The 21,660-nt window shown below is 40.4% G+C and carries 26 protein-coding genes and 1 riboswitch; of the genes, 22 read left to right on the top strand and 4 right to left on the bottom strand.

Annotated features, from left to right (window positions below; genetic code table 11):
* Nucleotides 1-67: 67 nt before the first annotated feature.
* Both copZ and D3873_RS11225 read right to left on the bottom strand, forming a co-directional pair.
* Nucleotides 68-283 carry a copper chaperone CopZ gene (copZ, locus tag D3873_RS11230; protein WP_119884094.1) on the bottom strand — a complete coding sequence of 72 codons (216 nt, stop codon included), beginning with the start codon at nucleotides 281-283 and terminating at the stop codon, nucleotides 68-70.
* Between the two features lie 70 nt (nucleotides 284-353).
* A complete protein-coding gene (locus D3873_RS11225; RefSeq protein ID WP_119884093.1) occupies nucleotides 354-767 on the bottom strand; it encodes a CBS domain-containing protein in 414 nt (137 codons plus the stop codon).
* Between the two features lie 176 nt (nucleotides 768-943).
* Between D3873_RS11225 and D3873_RS13465 the strand changes: the two genes are divergently transcribed.
* Complete coding sequence (locus D3873_RS13465; RefSeq protein ID WP_162920189.1) at nucleotides 944-1,081, top strand: Lmo0850 family protein; 138 nt, start codon at nucleotides 944-946, stop codon at nucleotides 1,079-1,081.
* A 35-nt stretch (nucleotides 1,082-1,116) separates the two neighbouring features.
* Here D3873_RS13465 and D3873_RS11220 read toward each other — a convergent pair whose 3' ends face one another.
* Complete coding sequence (locus tag D3873_RS11220; RefSeq protein ID WP_119884092.1) at nucleotides 1,117-2,304, bottom strand: FtsW/RodA/SpoVE family cell cycle protein; 1,188 nt, start codon at nucleotides 2,302-2,304, stop codon at nucleotides 1,117-1,119.
* Nucleotides 2,305-2,458: 154 nt separating this feature from the next.
* Here D3873_RS11220 and D3873_RS11215 point away from each other — a divergent pair, with 154 nt between their 5' ends.
* From D3873_RS11215 to D3873_RS11185, 7 genes are all read left to right on the top strand, one after another.
* Nucleotides 2,459-3,208 carry a hypothetical protein gene (locus D3873_RS11215; protein WP_119884091.1) on the top strand — a complete coding sequence of 250 codons (750 nt, stop codon included), beginning with the start codon at nucleotides 2,459-2,461 and terminating at the stop codon, nucleotides 3,206-3,208.
* A 12-nt stretch (nucleotides 3,209-3,220) separates the two neighbouring features.
* Complete coding sequence (locus tag D3873_RS11210) at nucleotides 3,221-4,303, top strand: D-alanine--D-alanine ligase (RefSeq protein WP_119884090.1); 1,083 nt, start codon at nucleotides 3,221-3,223, stop codon at nucleotides 4,301-4,303.
* Between the two features lie 10 nt (nucleotides 4,304-4,313).
* Entirely contained in the window at nucleotides 4,314-5,681 is a 1,368-nt protein-coding gene (locus D3873_RS11205) for a UDP-N-acetylmuramoyl-tripeptide--D-alanyl-D-alanine ligase (RefSeq protein ID WP_119884089.1), read from the top strand.
* Nucleotides 5,682-5,696: 15 nt separating this feature from the next.
* On the top strand, nucleotides 5,697-6,392 hold the full coding sequence (locus D3873_RS11200) for an alpha/beta hydrolase (RefSeq protein ID WP_119884088.1): 696 nt from the start codon (nucleotides 5,697-5,699) through the stop codon (nucleotides 6,390-6,392).
* A gap of 237 nt (nucleotides 6,393-6,629) precedes the next feature.
* Nucleotides 6,630-8,189, top strand: a complete 1,560-nt coding sequence (gene cshA, locus D3873_RS11195) for a degradosome RNA helicase CshA (RefSeq protein ID WP_119884087.1) — start codon at nucleotides 6,630-6,632, stop codon at nucleotides 8,187-8,189.
* Nucleotides 8,190-8,519: 330 nt separating this feature from the next.
* Nucleotides 8,520-8,999, top strand: coding sequence for a PH domain-containing protein (locus tag D3873_RS11190; protein ID WP_119884086.1), 480 nt, complete (start codon nucleotides 8,520-8,522; stop codon nucleotides 8,997-8,999).
* On the top strand, nucleotides 8,989-10,458 hold the full coding sequence (locus D3873_RS11185) for a PH domain-containing protein (RefSeq protein WP_205536265.1): 1,470 nt from the start codon (nucleotides 8,989-8,991) through the stop codon (nucleotides 10,456-10,458). Before D3873_RS11190 ends, D3873_RS11185 begins: the two co-directional genes overlap by 11 nt.
* Before the next feature lie 67 nt (nucleotides 10,459-10,525).
* On the opposite strand, the gene D3873_RS11180 is transcribed toward D3873_RS11185, so the two are convergent.
* Nucleotides 10,526-11,152, bottom strand: coding sequence for a rhomboid family intramembrane serine protease (locus D3873_RS11180; protein ID WP_119884085.1), 627 nt, complete (start codon nucleotides 11,150-11,152; stop codon nucleotides 10,526-10,528).
* Nucleotides 11,153-11,219: 67 nt separating this feature from the next.
* On the opposite strand from D3873_RS11180, the gene acpS reads away from it, so the two are divergent.
* The 14 genes from acpS to D3873_RS11110 all read left to right on the top strand — a co-directional run bounded on the left by acpS (nucleotide 11,220) and on the right by D3873_RS11110 (nucleotide 20,932).
* On the top strand, nucleotides 11,220-11,573 hold the full coding sequence (acpS, locus tag D3873_RS11175) for a holo-ACP synthase (protein ID WP_119884084.1): 354 nt from the start codon (nucleotides 11,220-11,222) through the stop codon (nucleotides 11,571-11,573).
* A gap of 52 nt (nucleotides 11,574-11,625) precedes the next feature.
* Nucleotides 11,626-12,636 carry a LolA family protein gene (locus D3873_RS11170; RefSeq protein ID WP_119884083.1) on the top strand — a complete coding sequence of 337 codons (1,011 nt, stop codon included), beginning with the start codon at nucleotides 11,626-11,628 and terminating at the stop codon, nucleotides 12,634-12,636.
* Nucleotides 12,637-12,660: 24 nt separating this feature from the next.
* Nucleotides 12,661-13,770: an alanine racemase gene (gene alr, locus D3873_RS11165; protein WP_119884082.1), complete on the top strand. Its 1,110-nt coding sequence runs from the start codon at nucleotides 12,661-12,663 to the stop codon at nucleotides 13,768-13,770.
* Nucleotides 13,771-13,892: 122 nt separating this feature from the next.
* Nucleotides 13,893-14,168: a transcriptional regulator gene (locus tag D3873_RS11160; protein ID WP_205536264.1), complete on the top strand. Its 276-nt coding sequence runs from the start codon at nucleotides 13,893-13,895 to the stop codon at nucleotides 14,166-14,168.
* Nucleotides 14,169-14,172: 4 nt separating this feature from the next.
* Entirely contained in the window at nucleotides 14,173-14,523 is a 351-nt protein-coding gene (locus D3873_RS11155; RefSeq protein ID WP_119884080.1) for a type II toxin-antitoxin system PemK/MazF family toxin, read from the top strand.
* A 210-nt stretch (nucleotides 14,524-14,733) separates the two neighbouring features.
* Entirely contained in the window at nucleotides 14,734-15,564 is an 831-nt protein-coding gene (locus D3873_RS11150) for an RsbT co-antagonist protein RsbRA (protein ID WP_119884079.1), read from the top strand.
* Nucleotides 15,561-15,923: an STAS domain-containing protein gene (locus tag D3873_RS11145; protein WP_119884078.1), complete on the top strand. Its 363-nt coding sequence runs from the start codon at nucleotides 15,561-15,563 to the stop codon at nucleotides 15,921-15,923. Before D3873_RS11150 ends, D3873_RS11145 begins: the two co-directional genes overlap by 4 nt.
* 2 nt (nucleotides 15,924-15,925) lie before the next feature.
* On the top strand, nucleotides 15,926-16,327 hold the full coding sequence (locus D3873_RS11140; protein WP_119884077.1) for an anti-sigma regulatory factor: 402 nt from the start codon (nucleotides 15,926-15,928) through the stop codon (nucleotides 16,325-16,327).
* Nucleotides 16,328-16,339: 12 nt separating this feature from the next.
* Nucleotides 16,340-17,344 carry a PP2C family protein-serine/threonine phosphatase gene (locus tag D3873_RS11135; protein WP_119884076.1) on the top strand — a complete coding sequence of 335 codons (1,005 nt, stop codon included), beginning with the start codon at nucleotides 16,340-16,342 and terminating at the stop codon, nucleotides 17,342-17,344.
* An 81-nt stretch (nucleotides 17,345-17,425) separates the two neighbouring features.
* A complete protein-coding gene (locus tag D3873_RS11130; RefSeq protein WP_119884075.1) occupies nucleotides 17,426-17,758 on the top strand; it encodes an STAS domain-containing protein in 333 nt (110 codons plus the stop codon).
* A complete protein-coding gene (rsbW, locus tag D3873_RS11125; protein WP_119884074.1) occupies nucleotides 17,758-18,228 on the top strand; it encodes an anti-sigma B factor RsbW in 471 nt (156 codons plus the stop codon). The genes D3873_RS11130 and rsbW overlap by 1 nt, the downstream gene beginning before the upstream one ends.
* Nucleotides 18,206-18,988, top strand: a complete 783-nt coding sequence (gene sigB, locus D3873_RS11120; RefSeq protein ID WP_119884073.1) for an RNA polymerase sigma factor SigB — start codon at nucleotides 18,206-18,208, stop codon at nucleotides 18,986-18,988. Before rsbW ends, sigB begins: the two co-directional genes overlap by 23 nt.
* On the top strand, nucleotides 18,988-19,587 hold the full coding sequence (locus tag D3873_RS11115; protein ID WP_119884072.1) for a PP2C family serine/threonine-protein phosphatase: 600 nt from the start codon (nucleotides 18,988-18,990) through the stop codon (nucleotides 19,585-19,587). Before sigB ends, D3873_RS11115 begins: the two co-directional genes overlap by 1 nt.
* A gap of 100 nt (nucleotides 19,588-19,687) precedes the next feature.
* The gene (locus D3873_RS11110; RefSeq protein ID WP_205536262.1) at nucleotides 19,688-20,932 is read left to right on the top strand and encodes an IS91 family transposase; all 1,245 of its coding nucleotides are present in this window, start codon (nucleotides 19,688-19,690) and stop codon (nucleotides 20,930-20,932) included.
* A gap of 493 nt (nucleotides 20,933-21,425) precedes the next feature.
* Nucleotides 21,426-21,608, top strand: a riboswitch (cobalamin riboswitch).
* Nucleotides 21,609-21,660: the final 52 nt, after the last annotated feature.

Below are 21,660 nucleotides of genomic sequence, written 5' to 3'. Positions count from 1 at the left end.
CATTGACATTAAAAAAGCCTGCACACTCATGGAGAATGTGCAGGCTAATGGTATGCGAACCATCCATCTATTGATCGACGATTTCATATCCTTGTTCTTCAATTGCGGAAGTAATTTGACGCATTTCCACTACTGTTTTATTAAACTCTACGTCCACGGTACCGTTCTCCAGATGAACATCTACCTTATCGACGCCTGAAATATTTCCTACACTTTTTTCGATTGCATTGACACAATGGTTACATGTCATGCCACCCACTTGTAATGTTACGTGATCGACCATTTCGAGACCTCCTCTTCTGTTTGAGAAAAGTATAGAAGACGAATAGGCGAGAAGTAAAGTATTGTGTTCTCTATAAGTGTCGTGGTTCGGATATTTCGTGCAATGCATTTGCAGCATAATTAGTTGTTTCAGATGGTACAGCTAGGTCGGCTAATGAAAGAAAGCCAACTAACTGGTTGTTCTCCATGACAGGTAGACGGCGAATGCGATGTTCTGCCATCAGAGCACTTGCTTCCTCAATAGAATCGTCTGGATGTGCAGAAATGACATCTTTTGTCATCACATCTTCTACTTTTTCTTTGTTATTTTTTGCAACGCTGCGTGTAACAATGTCTCGGTCCGTAATCATTCCAATCACTTCTCCTCGTTCAACAACGGGCATACAGCCAATATCTAGCGCACGCATACTTTGTGCAATTTCATGAACGAGATCGGACTTTTGGCAAGTGACAATATCACGGCTCATTTTTTCTTTAATTTTCAATAAAAAAACCTCCTTTTTGACGTTTAGTTTGTGAAGAAACGGTTAAAATATGTAACATAATTGAAAGATTTAAATGCGCTTTTTCGTGGTATTATATCTATACGCATTGAAATAATGTGTAACTTCATTCATTCGGAAACGTTCCTATACATATAAGAAAGTGTGAGGTGGACTTAATGGCAAACGAAGTGGATTTAAAGAAAATCGTCACGAATCTTTCCAAAGTTGGTGTAAAAGTAACGATGACAAAATCTAGACTTGAAATGCTAAAAGCTTTAGCACCACCAACTCAACCTACGCCGACACAAGGATAAAGAAAAACTCCGATTCCATCGAATCGGAGTTTTTTTTATTCATCATCATCAGAACTGAACATATAAGTTCGGTGGTGAAATTTCATACTAAAAACTAATCCAAGTGCGAGCATATTCCCCATCAGAGAACTACCACCGTAACTAATGAATGGAAGGGGAATTCCTGTAATTGGTAATAACTGAATGGTCATTCCGATATTTTGAAATACATGGAATGTCACCATTGCAATGATTCCAGCACTCACATATGTAGAAAAAGGATCTTTTAGCTGGAGTGTCACTTTTGTTAAGTGATAAATAAGTAAGAAGAAAATACTCACTACAACACTCGCGCCGATAAAACCGTATTCTTCCCCAATGACCGTGAAAACAAAATCTGTGTGATTTTCAGGTACATAAACTTCTCGTCCGCCATATCCTTTACCGCTTATTTCTCCGGATCCAATGGCAGTCATCGCATTAATCAAATTATATCCTTCATTCGACGAATACGAATATGGATCTAACCAAGAATAGACACGAGCAATTTGGTATTTATCAAAATTGAACGTATTGATTAAGAAATCTTTCATGTAAATGGCCATCCAAAGGAGACTAGCTCCAATGCCAGCACCTGCAACAAATACCGGAAGGATAATTTTCCATGAAATACCGCTCACGATTATGATAGCGACAGTAATGGAGATGAACACGAGAGACGTTCCTAAATCGGGTTGCTTTAAAATGAGTGCTAATGGTAAAGCGGCTGTAGCAGCAATTTTACCAAGCAAGATGAAATCGGTTTTTATCGTTTTCAACGGATAATAATCATGATGCTTTGTGACAAGTCGTGCTAACGCTAATATAAAGAATGTTTTCATAAATTCGGATGGCTGAATACTTCCGACACCAGGTAAATGAAACCAACTTTTTGCGCCATTACGAAGTTCTGCTATTTGACCTTGTCCACTTGGAGAAAGCATTAAGACAACAAGTACGCCAATGCCAATTCCATAAAAAACCCAAGCGAAGCGTTTATATTGATCTGGCTCAAAAAACATAGTTCCAGCAATGATAACTGCGCCAACTCCATACCACAGCGCTTGCCTAGGGATGAAATTAATCGGATATTGTCCGGAGGATTGCGCTGATGATATTGCTAATATACTAACAATGAACAATAACAATAGAATAAATGCTAATGTCCAATCGAAACGATCTGTAAAATTTTTGTTTGATTCCAAATGAGTCACCTAACTTTTTTAGCTTTTAAACCTTACCCATTATAACGTACGGCATGGAAAAAAGCTTGTGTCTATAGACAGACGAGCAAAAAGGGAATATGTTTCTTTCTTCCTCGTCAGGCATTATAATATAAGCGGAAACGGAGGAAAGAAAATGGCGAAACGTGTGAAAGATTTTGATGATTATATTTTCCATGCTTATTTCCATCTTAACGAAGCACAGCAATATATTTTAGCACAGGGAATTACGATGAAGGATTTTGCAGAAAACACGAAGCCACTTTCTAATTTGTTGTTTCTCAAGCCGGCATATGAGGAAAGCTCTTATAATATGCACACACAGCTTGAATTCATCACTTCCGAAGACATGGAAGACTTTTTAGAAGAACTAGAAGATCATCCAATCGAATTATGCTGGATTGATTTTGAGGAAGAAAAGAAATTAGCGCAGCTAACACCACCAGAACAAGCGGAGTTGTTGTATCTAGGACATAAAAAGGAAGCACTTCGATCTCCTTTTTATTTCCAATTAAACAATCAATTCGTTTATTTATCAAATGAAGAAGAGAAAAAAGTAAAAGTGTATTATCGAGATTCGAAAGCAATTGAACTGTTTATCCAGTCGCTATTTCAACGGGAAATGGCGAAAGTCGGGAAGCCGTTGTTTTGGAAGCGAAAACAGCAGAAAGCCCAGTTTACTATTTCACCGGAGCAAATGCGTGAAATAAAAGAATTTGCTCGAGAAGGAGCATTTTTCTCTATTTATAGGGTAGAGAAACCACAGGTGCATTTTACATTAGAAATTAGAACATTATCTGAATTTGTGTATGTCAATGAAATTTGGGACGACTTAGAAAATTTTGTGCAATCCGAAGCAGATCAGACGATTGCATTTTCAACTTAATGGAGGGTACGAATGAAAAAGCGACTAGGATTATTATATGGTGGGAAATCAGCGGAGCACGAAGTGTCATTGTCAACCGCAATGGCAGTAACGCAGGCGATCAATTTCGATGAGTACGACGTCTATCCAATCTATATTACAAACGAAGGAGAATGGAGAAAAGGGCAACCACTTCTTCAACCTGTAAAAAATATCGACAACCTACAGTTTACTTCAGAAATGGGGCAATCTCTACCGAATGACATATCAAGCTTCTTACCGGAAGAAAGAGAAGAAAATGCTTCCTTAGATGTCATTTTACCGTTACTACACGGTCCAAACGGAGAAGACGGAACAGTACAAGGGTTACTCGAAGTCATGAACTTACCGTATGTAGGAAATGGTGTATTAGCGTCTTCAGCAGGGATGGATAAAGTCGTGATGAAGCAATTGTTTGCACAAGCAGGCTTGAACCAAGTACCATTCGTGTATTTCATTCGAAAAGAATGGCAAAAAAACCAAGAGCAAAAAATTGGCGAGGTAGAAGCGACGCTTCACTGGCCGGTATTCGTTAAACCAGCAAACTTAGGGTCAAGTGTTGGAATTAGTAAAGCGAATTCTCGCGAAGAATTAATCTCAGCAGTAGAACTTGCATTGAAATATGACCGAAAAATCATTATTGAACAAGGAATTACCGCTCGTGAGATAGAAGTGGCAGTTCTAGGTAACGATGAACCGAAATGTTCTGTTCCTGGGGAAATAAAACCTCTTACAGATTTTTACGATTATCAAGCGAAGTACAAAGATGGCAATACCGCACTGATTATTCCGGCAGAAGTACCAACAGATGTGCTCCAACAATTACATGAAGATGCCGTGAAAGCTTTTAAAATACTTGATTGTGCTGGATTAGTGAGAGCAGATTTTTTTGTCACAGATTCCAATGAAGTACTCATTAATGAAGTAAACACGATGCCAGGATTTACGCCGTTCAGTATGTTCCCATTATTATGGCAACACACGGGAGTTTCTTATCCTGAACTGATCAACCAATTAATTGACTTGGCACTTGAACGACATGAAGAAAAACAACAACTCAACTACACGATGGAATAGGTGAAGATTTGTGAAAGAAAGTTTACAGCACGTTGCAAAATGGCTGAATAGCAAGCAACAATTCGCGGAGGATATTCTCGTGACAGGAGTGTCCATCAATACATTGACTCTCCAAGCGGGTGATTTGTTTATCCCGTTTAAAGGCGAAAAAACAAATGGACATCAATATGTCCAAAAAGCATTTGAATTAGGAGCTTCTGCAGCTTTATGGCAAACAGACGAAGGTGAACCACCTGCTGATTTGCCAATTATTGTGGTGGAAAACACAGAAAAAGCGTTGCAACAAATGGCTAAAGCATATCGAGCAGAACATGGTGCAACATTTATTGGGATTACCGGATCTAACGGAAAAACATCCACAAAGGATTTTGTTGCTGGCGTACTATCTCCTTATTTTCGTGTGCAAAAAACGATTGGGAATTACAATAACCAGTTAGGATTACCTTTAACGATTTTAGGTCTGCATAAGCACACAGAAGTGGCTGTATTAGAAATGGGTATGAGCAATTTCGGCGAAATTTCTTTTTTATCGAATTTGGCGGAACCACATTTAGTGGCTATCACGAATATCGGAGAAGCGCATATGCAAGACTTAGGTTCTCGTGAAGGAATAGCGAAAGCGAAATTTGAGATAGTAGATGGCTTACAACCAAGCGGTACGCTTTTGTACGACGGTGATGAACCGTTATTGAAACCGTTTGTGGATTCGTTTTTGACGAACCCTACTCTTGCAATCGGCTATGACGCAACAAATACACTCTATCCGACCTCCATTGTTGCAACCGATCGTGGAAGTGAATTTCACGTATCGGGATTAGTAGAAGGAACCTTTCAATTGCCCGTTTACGGAAAACACCAAGTGAAAAATGCTTTATTCGCCGTCGCAATTGCCGACAAACTTGGGTTAACTGCCGACCAGATTGCGAGAGGGTTTTTAAATGTTTCTTTAACGGATATGCGTATGCAACCGATGATTTCTTCCACAGGTGCTCTATTTATCAATGACGCGTATAACGCGGCTCCTACTTCCATGAAAGCAGCAATCGACTTTGTTGCTAGTTCGAATTTACGGAATGAAAAATGGCTAGTACTAGGGGATATGTTAGAACTTGGGGAAGATGAAACGGCTTTTCATGGTGAATTAGCATCTTCTATTGCACCCGAGACGATTGACCAAGTGCTTTTACTAGGACCACGTATGAAGCATTTATTCACCAAGTTAGCGCCTACTTTCGGGGAACGTGTGAGATGGTTTGAAGAAGACAAAAAGGCAATGGCGAAAATTTTAAAAGAAGAAACTTCTGATCAATCGATGGTCATTTTTAAAGGTTCTCGAGGAATGGCATTAGAAGAAATCATCGAACAAATTGAAGCATAAAAAGGAGGGAGAGTCGTGACGACAGGTGTCTTGTGCATTCATGGATTTACTGGTGGACCATACGAAGTGTTGCCTTTCGCACATTACTTGCGCGAAAAAACCGATTGGACGATTGCAGTGCCAACGTTACCTGGTCACGGCTCCACTCTTCAATTAAAAAATTGGAATGCGGAAAATTGGTTAATGGAAGCGGAAACGGCATACCGAAATCTTAGCCGTGATGTGGATCGAGTAATTGTAGTAGGCTTTTCCATGGGCGGACTCATTGCGCTGTATTTAGCAATGCGTTATCCGGTCCATAAACTTGTTTTATTAAGCGCAGCAGCAAAATACATATCTCCCGCGCAAATGGCACAAGATATGAAAGAAGTGGCCAAAGACGTTTTTCATGGGAAAGTAAGAGAGAGTTCGTTGTTAAAGCAATATCGATATAAGTGGGCAAATACTCCACTCCGTGCGACGATGCAATTTCTCCGAGTAGCGAAACTCGTGCGACCATATTATGCACAAATTAATCCACCCGTTTGTATCGTGCAAGGGAAACTAGATGGAATTGTACCGTTTACTTCGGCACATTACTTGTTCGAGCAGTTAGGATCGACGGAAAAGAAGCTCATCTTCTCCGAAACTGGCAAGCACCACATCTGTTATAGCGATGACTGCGAAGACTGGTTTGCAAGCGTTTTCAGCTTTTTGGAAAAAGAAAACTGACTATTACGACTGTAGCAGATTCGTTGCAACACACTGTGGGACGTGTTAAACTAACTAGAGCAATGGATACATTTTGTGTAAAGTCTCTTCCGTTTTAGCGAAGAGTTCTTTTTTTTGGACCAACCCACTTACTACTTTATTGAACCGCTCGGAAAGACACCGGGCTTTCCTTTAAATTTAAGTCCCCTCTGAAAATGTAACCATTTGTCAAATGAAATCATAAAGGAGACTGAAATTTTGACAAACTTTTCAGAACTAAACATTAGCGCTTCTACACTTAAATCCGTCAATCGTATGGGATTTGAAGAAGCAACCCCAATTCAAGAAGGAACAATTACATTTGCAATGGAAGGCAAAGACATTATCGGCCAAGCACAAACTGGTACTGGTAAAACAGCCGCATTTGGTATTCCTTTAATTGAAAAAATCGACCCGAAAAACCCTGCCATCCAAGGACTAATCATCGCACCTACTCGCGAACTCGCAATCCAAGTATCAGAAGAACTTTATAAAATTGGATATGACAAACGTGTGAAAATTCTTTCCGTTTATGGTGGACAAGATATTAGCCGTCAAATTCGTGCGCTTAAAAACAAGCCGCAAATTATTGTTGGTACGCCAGGTCGTATTCTAGACCATATTAACCGTCGTACGTTAAAACTAGAAAATGTAAATACACTTGTTTTAGATGAAGCAGATGAAATGTTAAATATGGGATTCATTGAAGATATCAATACAATCCTTGAAAACGTTCCTTCTGATCGTCAAACACTTTTATTCTCAGCAACAATGCCTGCACCAATTCGTAAAATTGCTGAAAACTTCATGAAAAACCCGGAAGAAGTAAAAATTAAATCAAAAGAAATGACAGTAGAAAACATTGAACAGTTCTACGTGAAAGCTCATGAACGTGAAAAATTCGACGTGTTATCTCGTATTATTAACGTTCACCAACCAGAACTTGCAATTGTTTTCGGTCGTACAAAACGTCGCGTGGATGAGTTGTCTCACGCATTAAGTATTCGTGGATACATTGCAGAGGGAATTCACGGAGATTTATCGCAAGCGAAGCGTATGTCTGTTTTAAAACAGTTTAAGTCGAATAAAATCGACATTTTAGTCGCTACAGACGTAGCAGCACGTGGATTAGATATCTCGGGAGTTACACACGTATACAACTACGATATTCCACAAGATCCAGAAAGCTATGTTCACCGTATCGGTCGTACTGGCCGTGCTGGTAAAAGCGGTGTCGCAGTAACATTCGTAACACCTCGTGAAATGGGCTATTTACGAATTGTTGAAGATACAACGAAAAAACGCATGTCACCACTACGTCCACCAACAACGGATGAAGCACTAGTTGGACAACAACGTCTAGCAGTAGACACGTTGAACGAAATGGTTGCGAAAAACAACTTAGGTGATTATCGTACATTCGCAGAAGAATTACTTGAAAAACACGAAGCAATCGATGTAATTGCAGCTGCAATCAAATCGATGACTCGTGAGCCAGATGAAACACCGGTTTCTATCACTGAAGAGCGTCCACTTCCTATGCGTCGTGATGGTCGCAGCGGTGGTCGTTCAGGCGGCGGATACAAAGGTAATCGTAGCGGAGGTCGCAGCAGTGGCGGCGGACGCGGATTTGACCGCAATGGCTCTCGTCGTAGCGGTAGTGCAAGTGGTAGCCGTGACGGATTCCGTCGTGACGGTGGCGGATCTCGTGATGGAGCATCACGCGATGGTGGTTCACGCGGTGGACGTCCACGCACAACTTCACGCAAAGACTCTTAATTTAATCGAAAGCACTTCTCTTCGGAGAGGTGCTTTTTTTATTACTGAAAACTAGCGAAGCAAAATGTTTCCCAATACAAAATAGTTGATTTCCGAGCCATTCAAGTCCATTCCTAGGACAAAATCATCGATTCCGGGGACATTTCACCCACTTTCCGAGACAAAATCGATAATTCCTGAGACATTTTCCTAATTTCACCAACCATCTAATTTATTCCCGACACTCCTACGATGTCTCCTCACAAATCCACGATTTCTCTCCAGTTGTTCCAATTCCATGAAACTACTTGTAAACTGAATCGTATAGATAGTAGAAAGTTGGTGTGGAACATGAAAAATGAACCGAGTAATCATTTATCCCCGAAAAGTCTGCATGTATGGAGAATTTACGGAGCTATCCAAGTGGCCATCGCCGCATTATTGGCAGCAGGGGGCATGGTGTTAACGTATTTTTTGAAAGGTGAGTTTTGGATATACGCAGTGTTAGCGGCTGTAGTTCTTTTACTTGCATATTTCGTTGTCTATTTATTCCCGAAAATTCGTTACAGCAGATGGCGGTACGAAGTACGTGACCAAGAAATCGAAGTACAACATGGATTATTTGTCATGAAACGTACCCTCGTTCCGATGGTGCGTGTGCAACATGTCGATATCGAACAAGGACCAATTTTACGCCTGTACAATTTGGCGAGCATCTCAATTTCGACTGCCGCAACCGATCACTCCATTCCCATGCTAGTGACAGAGGAAGCAAATGAGCTCCGACAACGAATTTCGATATTAGCGAGGGTGATTGAAGATGATCTCTAATGAACGCTACAAATTGCATCCCGTCTCAGCGGTACTCAATTTCCTAAAAGGCTTGAAGGAGCTTCTGCTGCCATTTCTCTTTTTGTTCATCGCCAACGGATTTAACCTCGATGCGTTTACACAAGGTAGTTGGTGGGACAGAATTCCTGCACTCATTGGATTAGCAGCGCTACTATTTGTCGGAATATCTGGAGTCATCAAATGGAAACGCTTCATGTACTGGGTGGACGAAGATGAACTACACATGCAATACGGACTATTCGTGAAAAAAAACCGTACCATTCCATTTGAACGCATCCAAAGTCTAACTTTTACAGAAGGAATCTTACATAGACCGCTTAAACTCATCAAAGTGAAAATCGAAACAGCAAGCTCGAATATCATGGACAAATCAGAAGCGGAATTGACCGCCATCACCTTGCAAGACGCGGAAGCGCTTGAACGTTATATTGAAGACGCGAAACAAGGAAAAAAGCAGGTGACTTTCCACGGAACAGATGAGACTTTGGAGAATGAAGAGAAGCGTAAGCCGTTTTACCAGATGGCTACTAAGGATTTACTTCTCTTAGCTACCACATCAGGAGGAATTGGCGTAGTCTTTTCAGGTATAGCCGTCTTTCTGTCGCAGTTCTCGGAACTTATACCGTATGAAGCAATTTATAGTGAACTAGTAGCGTTTCTACATTTTGGCGCGATTATTGTCATCACGATCGTATTTATCGTGCTTCTCATTGGATGGTTGCTTTCCGTTCTACTGACACTCATTAATTTCCATCAATTCACTATTTGGCGAAGCGACCATCAACTTACTATTTCTCGAGGATTACTTGAAAAGAAAAAAGTAGCTGTACCTTTTGAACGTGTGCAAGGAATTCAGCTTCATGAAAATCCGTTACGTCAATTATTTGGCTACTGTACCGTGATGATTGAAAGTGCAGGAGGCGGGTTGAAAGAAGAGGAAGCCAAAGTAAAATTGTTTCCACTCATCAAAACAGAAAAAGCGAAACGCTTACTTCCGGAACTGTTTCCGACATATGAATGGCCTAAAGAGTGGGAGCACTCCCCAACACGAGCTCGTGCCTTTTTCTTTCGGCTAGACTTCCTATGGATGGTTCCAGCGGTGGCTGCATGCAGCTATTTTTTCTTTCCGTACGGATTATTTAGTCTACTCTTACTGCCAGTTGTCGTGGGAATTGGTATTTGGCAACATCGATCTACTGCATTTGCGACAAACAATAAAGTTGTAGCGATGAGAACGAGAGGGATTAGTTTACGCACGTTTTTAATTGAAAAAAGAAGGGTACAATCGATGGAGCTTTCTCAAAGTATTTTTGCAAGGCGAAAATCGCTTGCCTCAATTAAAACAACGATTAAATCGAGTGTATTAGGTACTAAGGTAAAGCTTCCGTACATGGAAGAAAAGCAAGTCGTTTCGATCATGAACTGGTTTCGACCATAAAAAAGCGGTTACGAGTGATGGCTCGTAACCGCTTTTGAGTTTTTCTAGAATATCTCCTGTATTCGCCTTACTTCACACGTCGAATCGGTGATTTTTTTTTCCAACTAACAATACGTTTAGGATGGAAAAAGCTTAAACCGATTAAAAACCCGACGACAAGACCGGTGATATGTGCAGTCGCATTCACATTGGGTTGCAGGAATGTCATAATCACACTAATCACGATAATCGGTAAAATAATTTGACGGAGTCCTGGAAATGCTTTGCGGGTGTAATATACCAAAGCTCCAAATGCGCCGAATATACCGAAGATTGCCCCACTTGCACCTACATGCACGTAATTTGCATCTTGTAGCAAGTAAGTGAGAATTGTACCGAATAGTCCAGCAAGGAAATAGATGGTTAAAAATCGTACTTTTCCCGTTAACCTTTCCAACTCAGGTCCAAAAAGATATAGTGAGAACATATTAAATAGTAAATGTAAAAAACCTGCATGTAAAAACATTGGCGTGATCAGTCGCCACCATTCTCCATCTCCGATTAAATAATTAGCACCAACGCCCCATTGGAAGAGTGAAAATTCTCCAAATCGGAAACTAGCGAGTATATGTACGATAATATTCAGTGCAATTAAACCAGATACAACAGGGTATTTTGCAAGATATTCTTTGAATTTTTCATTGCGAATAAACATTTTGTCACCTCTTTAGTCTGTCTTGAATTATACATGGAAATGAGAGGGACGTAAAAGGAGAGTATGTATGATTACAGGTATTGGACTAGATATTGTAGAAATCCCAAGAATTAGAGAACTTCTTCTAAAATCGGATAAATTTTATCGCCGTATATTGACGGGTGCAGAGCAGGAAATGTGGAAAGATTTTTCGGATAGCCGGAAAGTAGAATTTCTGGCAGGTCGTTTCGCTGCGAAAGAGGCATTTGTAAAAGCAGTAGGAACGGGAATAGGGATTGAGTATTCATTCCAAGACATCGAGATACAAAAAGAAGCAACTGGCAAACCATTCCTTGTCGTGAAGAAAAAGAAGGTGAATGGGTTTGTCTCGATAACCCACTCGAAAGAATTTGCAGCGGCACAAGTTATTCTTGTTGAATAAAGCGCGGACAATTCTCATAACGTAATAATACGAAATGGGAAAGGATGACAGCGTGAAAAAGAGATGGGCATGGGGTGCCGTGCTAGTTCTGTTAGGCTCTTTACTTAGTGGTTGTGGAAAAGACTCCCCGGAAGAAGTGCTTGAAAAAGTGACAGAGAAGTGGGTAGACACCAAAGGGTATGATGCGAAAGCTAAAATGGAAATAAGAACTGGTACGGAGGCAAGAGTGTACGACGTAGATGTTTGGCACACAAAACCTGACTTTTTCCGAGTAAATGTGACACAAAATGAGGAAGAAATGATGCAAACAATTACCCGCAATAAAGACGGTGTATTTGTTTCTTCCCCAACGCTCGGGAAAACGTACAAATTTAAAAGTGATTGGCCGCAAAAAAATAGCCAAGCATATTTAATCGGGTCACTTGCTGGCGACTTGGCAGCAGACAAGTCAGTTAAAATGGAAGAAACAAAAAAATCGTATATTTTCCACACAGCGACACGCAACAATCAAAAGGAACTATTACCTTCACAAGATATTATTGTTAGTAAAAAAACATTGCTACCGACAAAAGTGTTGTTATTTGATCAAGACAAAAAAGAACAAATTATTTTGACGTTCGAAAAAATTACGTTAGGTAAAACACGTGCCGCAAGTGACTTTGATGTTAATATGGAACAGAGCACAGATGAAGAAAAAGCTGTAAGCGCGGATATGGAAGTGCCAGAACTAAAAACACATTATCCAACGATGAGTTGGGAAGGCGTGACGAAGCTAGATGAGAAAGTCGTTAAAAGTGACGCAGGCGATCGAATTATTTTGACCTATGGCGGAGATCGTTCCTTCACTATTATTCAATCAAGTCAACCGATCGAAACTGCGGAAGTGGTACCAGTTTTTGCAGCAGGAGATCCAGCTGATTTAGGAGTTGCAATCGGCGCGATTACAGAAAACTCCGTGGCATGGGAGCATGATGGAATGCACTTTTTCCTAGCATCTAATTCCATGACTCAAGAAGAAATGATTGCTGTAGCGGCTTCATTACAGCCAGAAACAGTAAAATAATCTATTCGACAAAGAAGGTTCACCATGATACTACCAACATACCGACCAACTTATGCACAAATTGATCTAAAAGCAATTACGCACAATATCGTGTCCTTGCGAAAGGTTCTTCCAGATGAAACCAACATCATCGCAGTTGTAAAAGCAGATGCATATGGGCATGGCGTGGAGGCTGTCAGCAAAGCTGCACTAGCGGCAGGTGCTACCATGTTGGCAGTTGCAACGCCAGATGAAGCAATTGAACTTAGAAATCTTGGCTTTCAAGCAGACATTCTTGTCCTCGGCGCATCACCTGTTTCATTTGCCAACATTGCTGCACAACAAAATATTATCTTAACGGTCTTTCAAGCGGAGTGGATCAACGAAGTCCAAGAGTTGGTAAAACCCCTTCGGATCCATTTGAAAATAGACACAGGAATGGGACGTTTAGGAATTCGTTCAGAGTTAGAGTTGACCGAGATTCTTCAAGTACTTAAAAGGCGACCTACCATTCAAGTGGAAGGTGTTTACACTCACTTTGCGACAGCGGATGAAGAAGACACGCAAAAGTTTGATCAACAATTAGAGACGTTTCAATACATGTTGCGTCTCTTTCCAACGCCTGTCCCGTTCATCCATGCGAGTAACAGTGCAGCGAGCATCACAAAAAAGAATGCGATTTTTCAAGGTGTCCGCTATGGTATTGCTATGTATGGGTTGCCAGCATCCAATTATGTGAAGGAAACAATGCCGTTTGAAATGAAACCCGCTCTTAGCTTGCACACACAACTTGTTCATGTAAAAAAAGTGTCAGAAGGGTCGACTATTAGTTACGGTGCAACGTATACAGCTCCCAAGGACGAGTGGATCGGAACAATACCTATTGGCTATGCAGATGGTGTCTTGAGAGGATTGAGTGGTCAAGAGGTATTAATCCAAGGGAAAAGAATGCCAATTATCGGTAGAATTTGCATGGATCAATGTATGATTTTACTGGATAAGTCCTATCCTATTAATGAGCCCGTTACTTTAATTGGCCAGCAAGGGAACGAAACGATTGAAATAGACGAATGGGCGAAAAAGCTGAACACCATCAGTTATGAAATTCCATGTCTACTAACGAAACGTGTGCCAAGAGTGTTGAAGAACAACTAAATAGCGACTCCGACAACAAAAAAATTGTCAGAAAGTTTCCTTCTATGTCTTCTCATGTCATCTTTTGGATGTTATGATAGAAAAGTAGCGAAATAGGAACGGGTTTGTCGGAGGTGTTTGCTGTGAATAAAAACAGAAAAACAAAGGAAGTCATTGTGCGTCTTCCAAGAAACTATGCAACGGATATTAGCTCATTGAACAACGCCGTGAGCCAAGAAGAGTATGTTTATATTTCGACAAAAAAGGTAATTAATCAAGTGGAACCAAATCTTATACGAGAAGCGATGATGCGTGGATACGTAGAAATGTCCCACATCAATTTAACGCTTGCAAGTGAAAGCTTGCACTTAGAGTATGAAGCAGAGCATACGTGGGAGCGTCTCGTAAGCGGAGGATGACATTTTGAACGTTAAACGAGGAGACGTCTTTTTTGCAGATTTGTCACCAGTGATCGGGTCAGAGCAAGGTGGTACGAGGCCCGTTCTGGTGATTCAAAATGATATTGGCAATCGATTTAGTCCGACGGTGATCATTGCTGCTATCACAGCGCAAATTCAAAAAGCAAAGTTGCCAACACATGTAGAGATAGATGCAAAAAAGTATGGCTTTGAACGGGATTCCGTCATACTGTTGGAACAATTGCGAACGATTGATAAATCACGTCTAACAGACAAAATCACACAATTAGACGATGAAGTGATGGAAAAAGTAGATGAAGCGTTAGAAATTAGCATCGGCTTAGTCAAATTTTAATACATAGAACAAACATCTTTTGATACTCCTCAAAAGATGTTTTTTACATGTTAAATGGCTATTTTAGGAAGATTTTTCTTCTAAAATACATCTTCTTGTAAACGTTTAAAATACCGTTTAACGTGTTAAAAATGATTTACGTGTTCTTTTTTCAAAATTCCGATACAATAGAGTTAAGTAGTTTTCATTTCAAGGAGGGGCCTTATTTAGATGAACAGGAAAATGGCACATTTCATCAATGATAATATAGATGAAATTTTAGAAAAATGGTTAGTGCAAATGAAAGATGATTCAGAGGAACGTTTCTTTCATATAATGTCCGATGATGTAATTGAACGTACAAGTCGAGAATTTGCAGAGTTAATGGTTTCCAATCTTTTTGATTCGGAAAAACATTATGAAAATCGGTTAAATGAATTTACGCAAAAAGTGGTTCGCTTTGGTTGGTCGATTAGTTTTGTATTAAAAGGGATCACGAATTTCTCTACTATTGTGTATCAAGAGATGGAAAAGGAAAAAGTAATCACGGAAGAGAACATTAAAGACTATTTGGATATTTTCACAGATTGGATTACGCCAATGCGAGACGGCATTGTCGAAACGTATGCGAAAACATGGGAACGTACGGTTCAACTGCAGAAAATTGCATTGCAAGAACTTTCAGCTTCCCTTATACCAGTGTTTGATAAGATTTCTGTCATGCCCTTAGTCGGTACGATTGATACGGAACGTGCGAAGTTAATCATGGAAAATTTATTAGAAGGCGTAGTGAAGTATCGTTCGGAAGTAGTCTTGCTTGATATCACTGGTGTACCTGTTGTTGATACGATGGTTGCGCATCATATTATTCAAGCTGCAGATGCAGTACGTTTAGTCGGTGCGAAGTGTATGTTAGTAGGAATTCGTCCAGAAATTGCACAAACAATTGTTGCGTTAGGTATCAACTTACGTGACTTTACGACAACGAGTACCCTTCAACGTGGAATGGAAGAAGCGTTAGCATGGACAAACCGTCAAATCGTGGAGGTGGAAGAAGCGTGAATTTAAGAATACCAATTTTAAAATTAAAAGACGTTTTGATTGTGTCCATTCAATGGGAGTTAGATGATCAGACTGCTTTGCAATTCCAAGAGGATTTATTGAATAAGATGCATGAAACGAGTGCTAGAGGAGTAGTAATCGATTTAACTCCTATCGATTTCATCGATTCTTTCATTGCAAAAGTTTTGGGAGACGTTATTAGCATGTCAGGTTTGATGGGTGCGAAAGTCGTCATTACCGGAATTCAACCTGCAGTTGCAATAACATTAATTGAACTAGGTATTCGACTAGAAGATGTAATGACTGCTCTTGATTTAGAAAATGGTCTGGAAAAACTCCAAAGAGAATTGGAGGTCTAGAGATGGTACATCGGTCTTCTGTTGAGATTTTGACCGAGTGGGATATTGTTGCCGCTAGACAACTGGGACGTAATGAAGCGAAGGAAGTAGGTTTCGGTACAGTCGACCAGGCAAGGATTACGACAGCAATTAGTGAACTCGCTCGAAACATTTATTTATATGCCGGCAAAGGCAAAATTGAAATTGAACGCGTTTCAGAAAGTGGATTACAAGGCATTATCATCATCGCCTCAGATGAAGGCCCAGGAATTCCAGATGTACGAAAAGTGATGGAGGATGGATTTTCTACCTCCGGCGGTCTCGGTGCTGGAATGCCAGGTGTTAAACGCTTAATGGATGACTTTAAAGTGGATACGGTCCTCGGTGAAGGAACTGTCATTAAAGCTACAAAATGGCTTAGATAGGGGGTTTTCTAATTGCCTCAGGAAGTAGAAAGACAGTATAAAGAGATTTTACGTCAATATGTCATGAGACAAACGGAACAAAACCTTTATGCGGGTCAAAATTTTAGCAGACAATTGATTAAGAAGAACATTGCACCTGAAGAAGTTATTAGCATACATAAGTCTGCTCTAGAAGAAATGTTTCCTGATTTGCCGCTCAATGTTTGGCATTCATTCGATTTGTTGATAGAAATGATGATTCGTTACGGCTTAGCCCATCGCGAACATCAAAGTCTGTTAGAAAAACAAGAAGAAATGAAAGTGGAAATGGATCTTGCAGCGAATGTTCAAGAAACATTATTAAAAACGAGAGTGCCCAATGTCGAACGATTAGACATTGGGTTAATCTCCGTTCCTGCAAAAAAGATGAATGGCGATTACATTTATTTCTTAAGCGACAATGAAAAACATGCTGGTGTTGCGGTGGCGGACGTCATCGGTAAAGGAATTCCAGCAGCTCTTTGCATGTCCATGGTCAAATACGGAATGGACAGTTTTCATGATTTAAATGCAAATCCAAAGGTAGTCCTAGATGTTATTAACCGAATTGTGGAAAAAAGTGTGACGGATGATATGTTTATTTCTATGTTTTATGGGAGATACAATGTAGACGACTCCACATTCACATATGCTTCTGCTGGACATGAGCCGGCCCTTTTTTACGATAGTGAAAAAGGAGAATTCCGTGAATTGCATGCGAAAGGTTTATTGCTAGGGGTTGTACCTAACGTAGACTACCAACAGTATGACGTGAAAATGGAAGTGGGAGACTTCGTTGTGATGATGACAGACGGAGTAACCGAGTGTCGTTCAGATGATGGATTCATTGAACAAGAAACCATCACTAAAATGATTGAAAAAATGAAGGATCAACCTGCTCAAAAAATCGTGGACCAAGTGTTCGTTGAATTGGAAAAAATGCAGCATTTTGAACTTCGAGATGATTTCACGCTTGTCATTTTTAAACGAGTTTCGTAAAAATGTTTCGAATTGAAGGTTTTGTGGTATGTATGTACTACAACTTGTAAAAGATACATATAAACTGATGAGGTGTCCTGGATGAATATAGAAGTTAAAATTTTTCAAGAGAATGAGAATGCTGAAGTTCGTATTGCAGGAGAAATCGACGCTTTTACCGCGCCAATTCTTCGTGAAAAGTTAGCAGAAGTAGATGTGAATGAAAATCTTCAAGCAACACTAAATTTTGAAGAGGTAAATTATATGGATAGTACGGGTCTAGGAGTGATTGTTGCTTTTTTCAAAAATGTGAATGCACATGGTGGAAAAGTAACGTTAACTGGACTGTCATCTCGATTGAAACGTCTTTTTGACATCACGGGATTAGGCGAAATTATGAATATAGACGATCAACAAAAAGGTGGCAACGACTAATGAGACCATTCGATTATGTAGAAATTCGTGTTCCTGCCAAACCTCAATATGTAGGTGTAGCACGATTAACGATTTCCGGACTAGCGAGCAGAATTGGATTTACGTATGACGATATTGAAGATTTAAAGATTGCTTCAAGTGAGGCGATTACGAATGCAGTACAACATGCTTATGCGGATGTAAATGAAGGTGAAGTAGTTGTAGGCTGTGCTCTTTATGAAGATAAAATTGAAATTATGGTAGCTGATCATGGGAAAAGCTTTAATTTCGAAGAAACGAAACAAAAAGTTGGCCCTTACCACGAACAACAAGAAGTGGAATTCCTTCGAGAAGGTGGCCTTGGACTTTACTTAATTGAGACATTAATGGATGAGGTGAAGGTACACCACCAAGAAGGCGTAACGGTCTTTATGACAAAATATGTCGGTGATGAGCAGGTGGAAGAAAATGTCGAAACTATCTCCTCCTGAACATGAGTCAAAAGAACAAATCCTTGAATGGATTAAAGCATACCAAGAGAATGAAGATGACGAAGCCCAAACGAAGTTAGTATTAAACTATAAACGTTTAGTCGAGTCAATCGCACGTAAATATTCGAACGGTAAATCCTATCATGAAGATATTGTTCAAGTCGGAATGCTTGGTCTATTAGGTGCAATCCGACGGTACGATCCAAGTTTTGGAAGAACATTTGAAGCTTTCGCCGTTCCGACGATTATTGGTGAAATCAAACGGTTCCTTCGAGATAAAACTTGGGCAGTTCATGTTCCAAGAAGAATTAAGGAGCTTGGACCTCGTATCAAGGCTGCGGTTGAAACGTTAACAACAGAACTGCAACGATCACCTAAAGTGTATGAAATTGCAGAGTTTTTGCAGGTCGATGAAGACGATGTATTGGAAGCAATGGAGATGGGGAAATCCTACCAAGCGCTTTCGATGGACCATTCTTTAGAATCTGATTCAGATGGTAGTACGGTTACATTGTTTGATGTTATTGGACAAGCAGACGATGGCTACGAGAAAACAGATCAACGTATGTTGGTCGCAAATGCATTGAGTGTTCTATCTGAGCGTGAGAAGGAAGTCATACAATATACATACATCGAACAACTTAGTCAGAAAGAAGCCGGTGAAAAACTCGGAATCTCGCAGATGCATGTATCCAGATTACAACGGAAAGCAATTAAAAAATTACAAGACGCAATATTAGCAGCTGGTGGTGCTTCGTAATGAATCAAATTATACATCCTTTTTTAGAAGTGTTTGTTTACCAAGAGGCAAAGGAAGGAAATGACGAGTCGGGTGATGCGTACTTCACGTTCATGAATGAAGAATATTTCATTTGTGCAATTGCTGATGGATTAGGCAATGGACCAGGAGCAAGAAGATCTTCTGAAATCATTCCTCAAATACTGGAAGAGTATCATCACGAATCAATTGATAGTCTTCTTTTGCGTTCAAATGAACAGATGTTCCAAAAACGTGGTGCTGCTGTAGCTATTGTAAAAGTGGATTTTAAAGAAAAGACGATTGCTTATAGTTGTGTTGGGAATATTAAGTTTTACTTAACGCATCAAACAGACGAAAAGATGGTCTACCCTCTTCCTGTTATGGGGTATTTATCAGGTCGACCGACAAAAATTCATACACAGACCTATAAATACCAACCTGGTGATTTGTTTTTAATGCATTCGGATGGTGTCGTATTGAACAACCCTAGAACTCTTCTGCGGAATAGTAGAGGGGCAAATGACCTTCATCAAACGCTGATTCAAACGATTGAACATGGTGACGATGCCACGTTTATTGCAGGAAGCTTACTTCAATAACTTCTAACCTATACGGGACTTCCGTATAGGTTTTTTCAAAAGATAAGAAAGTATATAAATTTTAATGCCATGAGCCCTGTGTTCATGGTATTTTTGCATTATGGAGACTAACATTTTAAAACTCATATTTTTTGACCAACATCGTCATTGGGAAAAATTTATTCAAAAGCACGGAACGCGTGTAAGACCGGTGGTCTTAAAAGAGGTAAAAAAGTTTGAAGGATGTGGGAAGGTCGTAAATGGTTTCAAACTCTTCGTCTGCGAAGGTTGTCATGAGACCAAAAAGGTAGCCTATCGTTGTAAGGGGAGATTTTGTACCACCTGTTCTGTTGGTGAGAGTGAAGAATGGAGCCGTATCCTAGCCAATGAAGTAATTCAGGTCAATCATCGCCACGTCATCTTTACCATTGATGAGGGCTTGAGAGATGTGTTTCTATTGCATCCTCATTTACTTAAAGAGTTGATGGATGAGGCCGCTCGAATCATCAAAGATTTCTTCTGGAAAAAGGCAAAGATTGAACCAGGTATCATATCGGGTATTCATACATTTGGTTCGCAAGTGAACTTCAATCCCCATGTCCATATGCTTGTCAGCATGGGAGGCATCAATCTAAAAGGAGAATATGTGGACTACAACTTCATCCCGTTCGCGATGTTAAGGAAACAATGGCAGACCGTCGTACTGAAGCTAATTCGAAGAAATCTGGATGCTAGAGAGAAGAGACAAGTCCAATCGAGACTGCAGGCTGCCTACAACAATAACAAGGACGGCTTCTATGTGCATGCGCCAAAACAGAAAGGTAAAGTTCAAGAACAGTTACGCTACATAGGACGTTATATGCGACGACCTGCGATTGGTCTCAATCGGATCGTGGCATATGATGGAGAGATGGTTACTTTCAGCTATAAGGACAAGACCGATGGTCTTGAAAAGACAGAGATTGTGACAGTCGAAGAGTTTATCACGAGATTGATCCGTCATATTCCTGATGAACAGTTCAAGACGATTCGTCATTATGGCATGTATGCAAGAAACCGAAAAGCGAAGGTAAAAGCTCTACTTACAAAATGGCAAAAAGAGGTCAAAAAATGGTTTGTGAAGACTGGAGCTAAGATCCGTAAGCGTAACTGGCGTGAAAAGTTTCTCGTAAACAATCAGCCAGATCCTTTGGTGTGCCCAAAATGCGAAAACCATTTCGTGTTCAAGGGAGAGGTCTGTCTACAGGAGGGTGTACTGACGATAAGGGTGGCGTTATGCGATAATACAAAGAAATACTTAGAGAGGATGATTAATTATCTCACCAGTCAGCAAGGGTCGAAAGAAGAAAAAGGCCAGTTCGCCTAAGGCGAGACCGGCTAAAGTGAAATACATCTGTCTCCTCTGTGATACAACTGAACTGATCTCCTATGACGTCGTCCGTGAAATGGATCGACTTGATGAGGGTGGCGACCAAGATGTCGCTCCCATGTTTGAATCCGATCAATGTGGAGCGGGTATGTATCCTGAATCGTACAAGGGTGTATCTGGGATACACTATAAAATATCAGATGTGAAATAGTTCAAAAAGGTCCGGCCGGGTTTATCGGCCGGATTTTCTTAATTGGTTGAAGATTTTATTAGGAAGATCTTGAGTAATAAAAGGTTTACATAGAATCAGCATAGACTGAATCTCCCGCCACAATTACCGAATCTCTCGCCATAATGCCCGAACCGGCCGCCACAATTGCCAAACACACCTCCACAATACCCGAATCCCCATCCCACCCTTAACTCCAAAAGTCAAGTCTTCCTTTCCCACTCAATCTATGGTTTAATAAACACAAGTACACAACATTTAGTGATTTAGCGAGTTACAGGTACCATATCTATGGTTTAATAGGGAATTCGGTGAAAAACCGGAGCTGTCCCCGCAACTGTAAGTGCGGACGACTGCCAACACAAGCCACTGCGTGAGAACGTGGGAAGGCACGGCAGAAGGAAGATGCACAAGCCAGTAGACCTGCCTGTTCTCGCACGAGCTTCACCTTCTTCGGGGATTGAGAAGGGAACGCGAACGTGCCGGTAGCGGTCTT

Origin of the sequence: Paenisporosarcina cavernae (assembly GCF_003595195.1) — a bacterium.
In the GTDB taxonomy this organism is placed as follows: Bacteria; Bacillota; Bacilli; order Bacillales_A; family Planococcaceae; genus Paenisporosarcina; species Paenisporosarcina cavernae.
This window is presented reverse-complemented; position numbering and strand designations above follow the sequence as displayed.

What these genes read in the sequence shown, in the direction of transcription:
- copZ (WP_119884094.1), bottom strand. Translation starts at nt 283, where the DNA reads ATGGTCGATCACGTAACATTACAAGTGGGTGGCATGACATGTAACCAT.
- D3873_RS13465 (WP_162920189.1), top strand. Translation starts at nt 944, where the DNA reads ATGGCAAACGAAGTGGATTTAAAGAAAATCGTCACGAATCTTTCCAAA.
- D3873_RS11215 (WP_119884091.1), top strand. Translation starts at nt 2,459, where the DNA reads ATGGCGAAACGTGTGAAAGATTTTGATGATTATATTTTCCATGCTTAT.
- D3873_RS11210 (WP_119884090.1), top strand. Translation starts at nt 3,221, where the DNA reads ATGAAAAAGCGACTAGGATTATTATATGGTGGGAAATCAGCGGAGCAC.
- D3873_RS11190 (WP_119884086.1), top strand. Translation starts at nt 8,520, where the DNA reads ATGAAAAATGAACCGAGTAATCATTTATCCCCGAAAAGTCTGCATGTA.
- D3873_RS11185 (WP_205536265.1), top strand. Translation starts at nt 8,989, where the DNA reads ATGATCTCTAATGAACGCTACAAATTGCATCCCGTCTCAGCGGTACTC.
- D3873_RS11180 (WP_119884085.1), bottom strand. Translation starts at nt 11,152, where the DNA reads ATGTTTATTCGCAATGAAAAATTCAAAGAATATCTTGCAAAATACCCT.
- acpS (WP_119884084.1), top strand. Translation starts at nt 11,220, where the DNA reads ATGATTACAGGTATTGGACTAGATATTGTAGAAATCCCAAGAATTAGA.
- alr (WP_119884082.1), top strand. Translation starts at nt 12,661, where the DNA reads ATGATACTACCAACATACCGACCAACTTATGCACAAATTGATCTAAAA.
- D3873_RS11150 (WP_119884079.1), top strand. Translation starts at nt 14,734, where the DNA reads ATGAACAGGAAAATGGCACATTTCATCAATGATAATATAGATGAAATT.
- D3873_RS11140 (WP_119884077.1), top strand. Translation starts at nt 15,926, where the DNA reads ATGGTACATCGGTCTTCTGTTGAGATTTTGACCGAGTGGGATATTGTT.
- D3873_RS11130 (WP_119884075.1), top strand. Translation starts at nt 17,426, where the DNA reads ATGAATATAGAAGTTAAAATTTTTCAAGAGAATGAGAATGCTGAAGTT.
- rsbW (WP_119884074.1), top strand. Translation starts at nt 17,758, where the DNA reads ATGAGACCATTCGATTATGTAGAAATTCGTGTTCCTGCCAAACCTCAA.
- sigB (WP_119884073.1), top strand. Translation starts at nt 18,206, where the DNA reads ATGTCGAAACTATCTCCTCCTGAACATGAGTCAAAAGAACAAATCCTT.
- D3873_RS11115 (WP_119884072.1), top strand. Translation starts at nt 18,988, where the DNA reads ATGAATCAAATTATACATCCTTTTTTAGAAGTGTTTGTTTACCAAGAG.
- D3873_RS11110 (WP_205536262.1), top strand. Translation starts at nt 19,688, where the DNA reads ATGGAGACTAACATTTTAAAACTCATATTTTTTGACCAACATCGTCAT.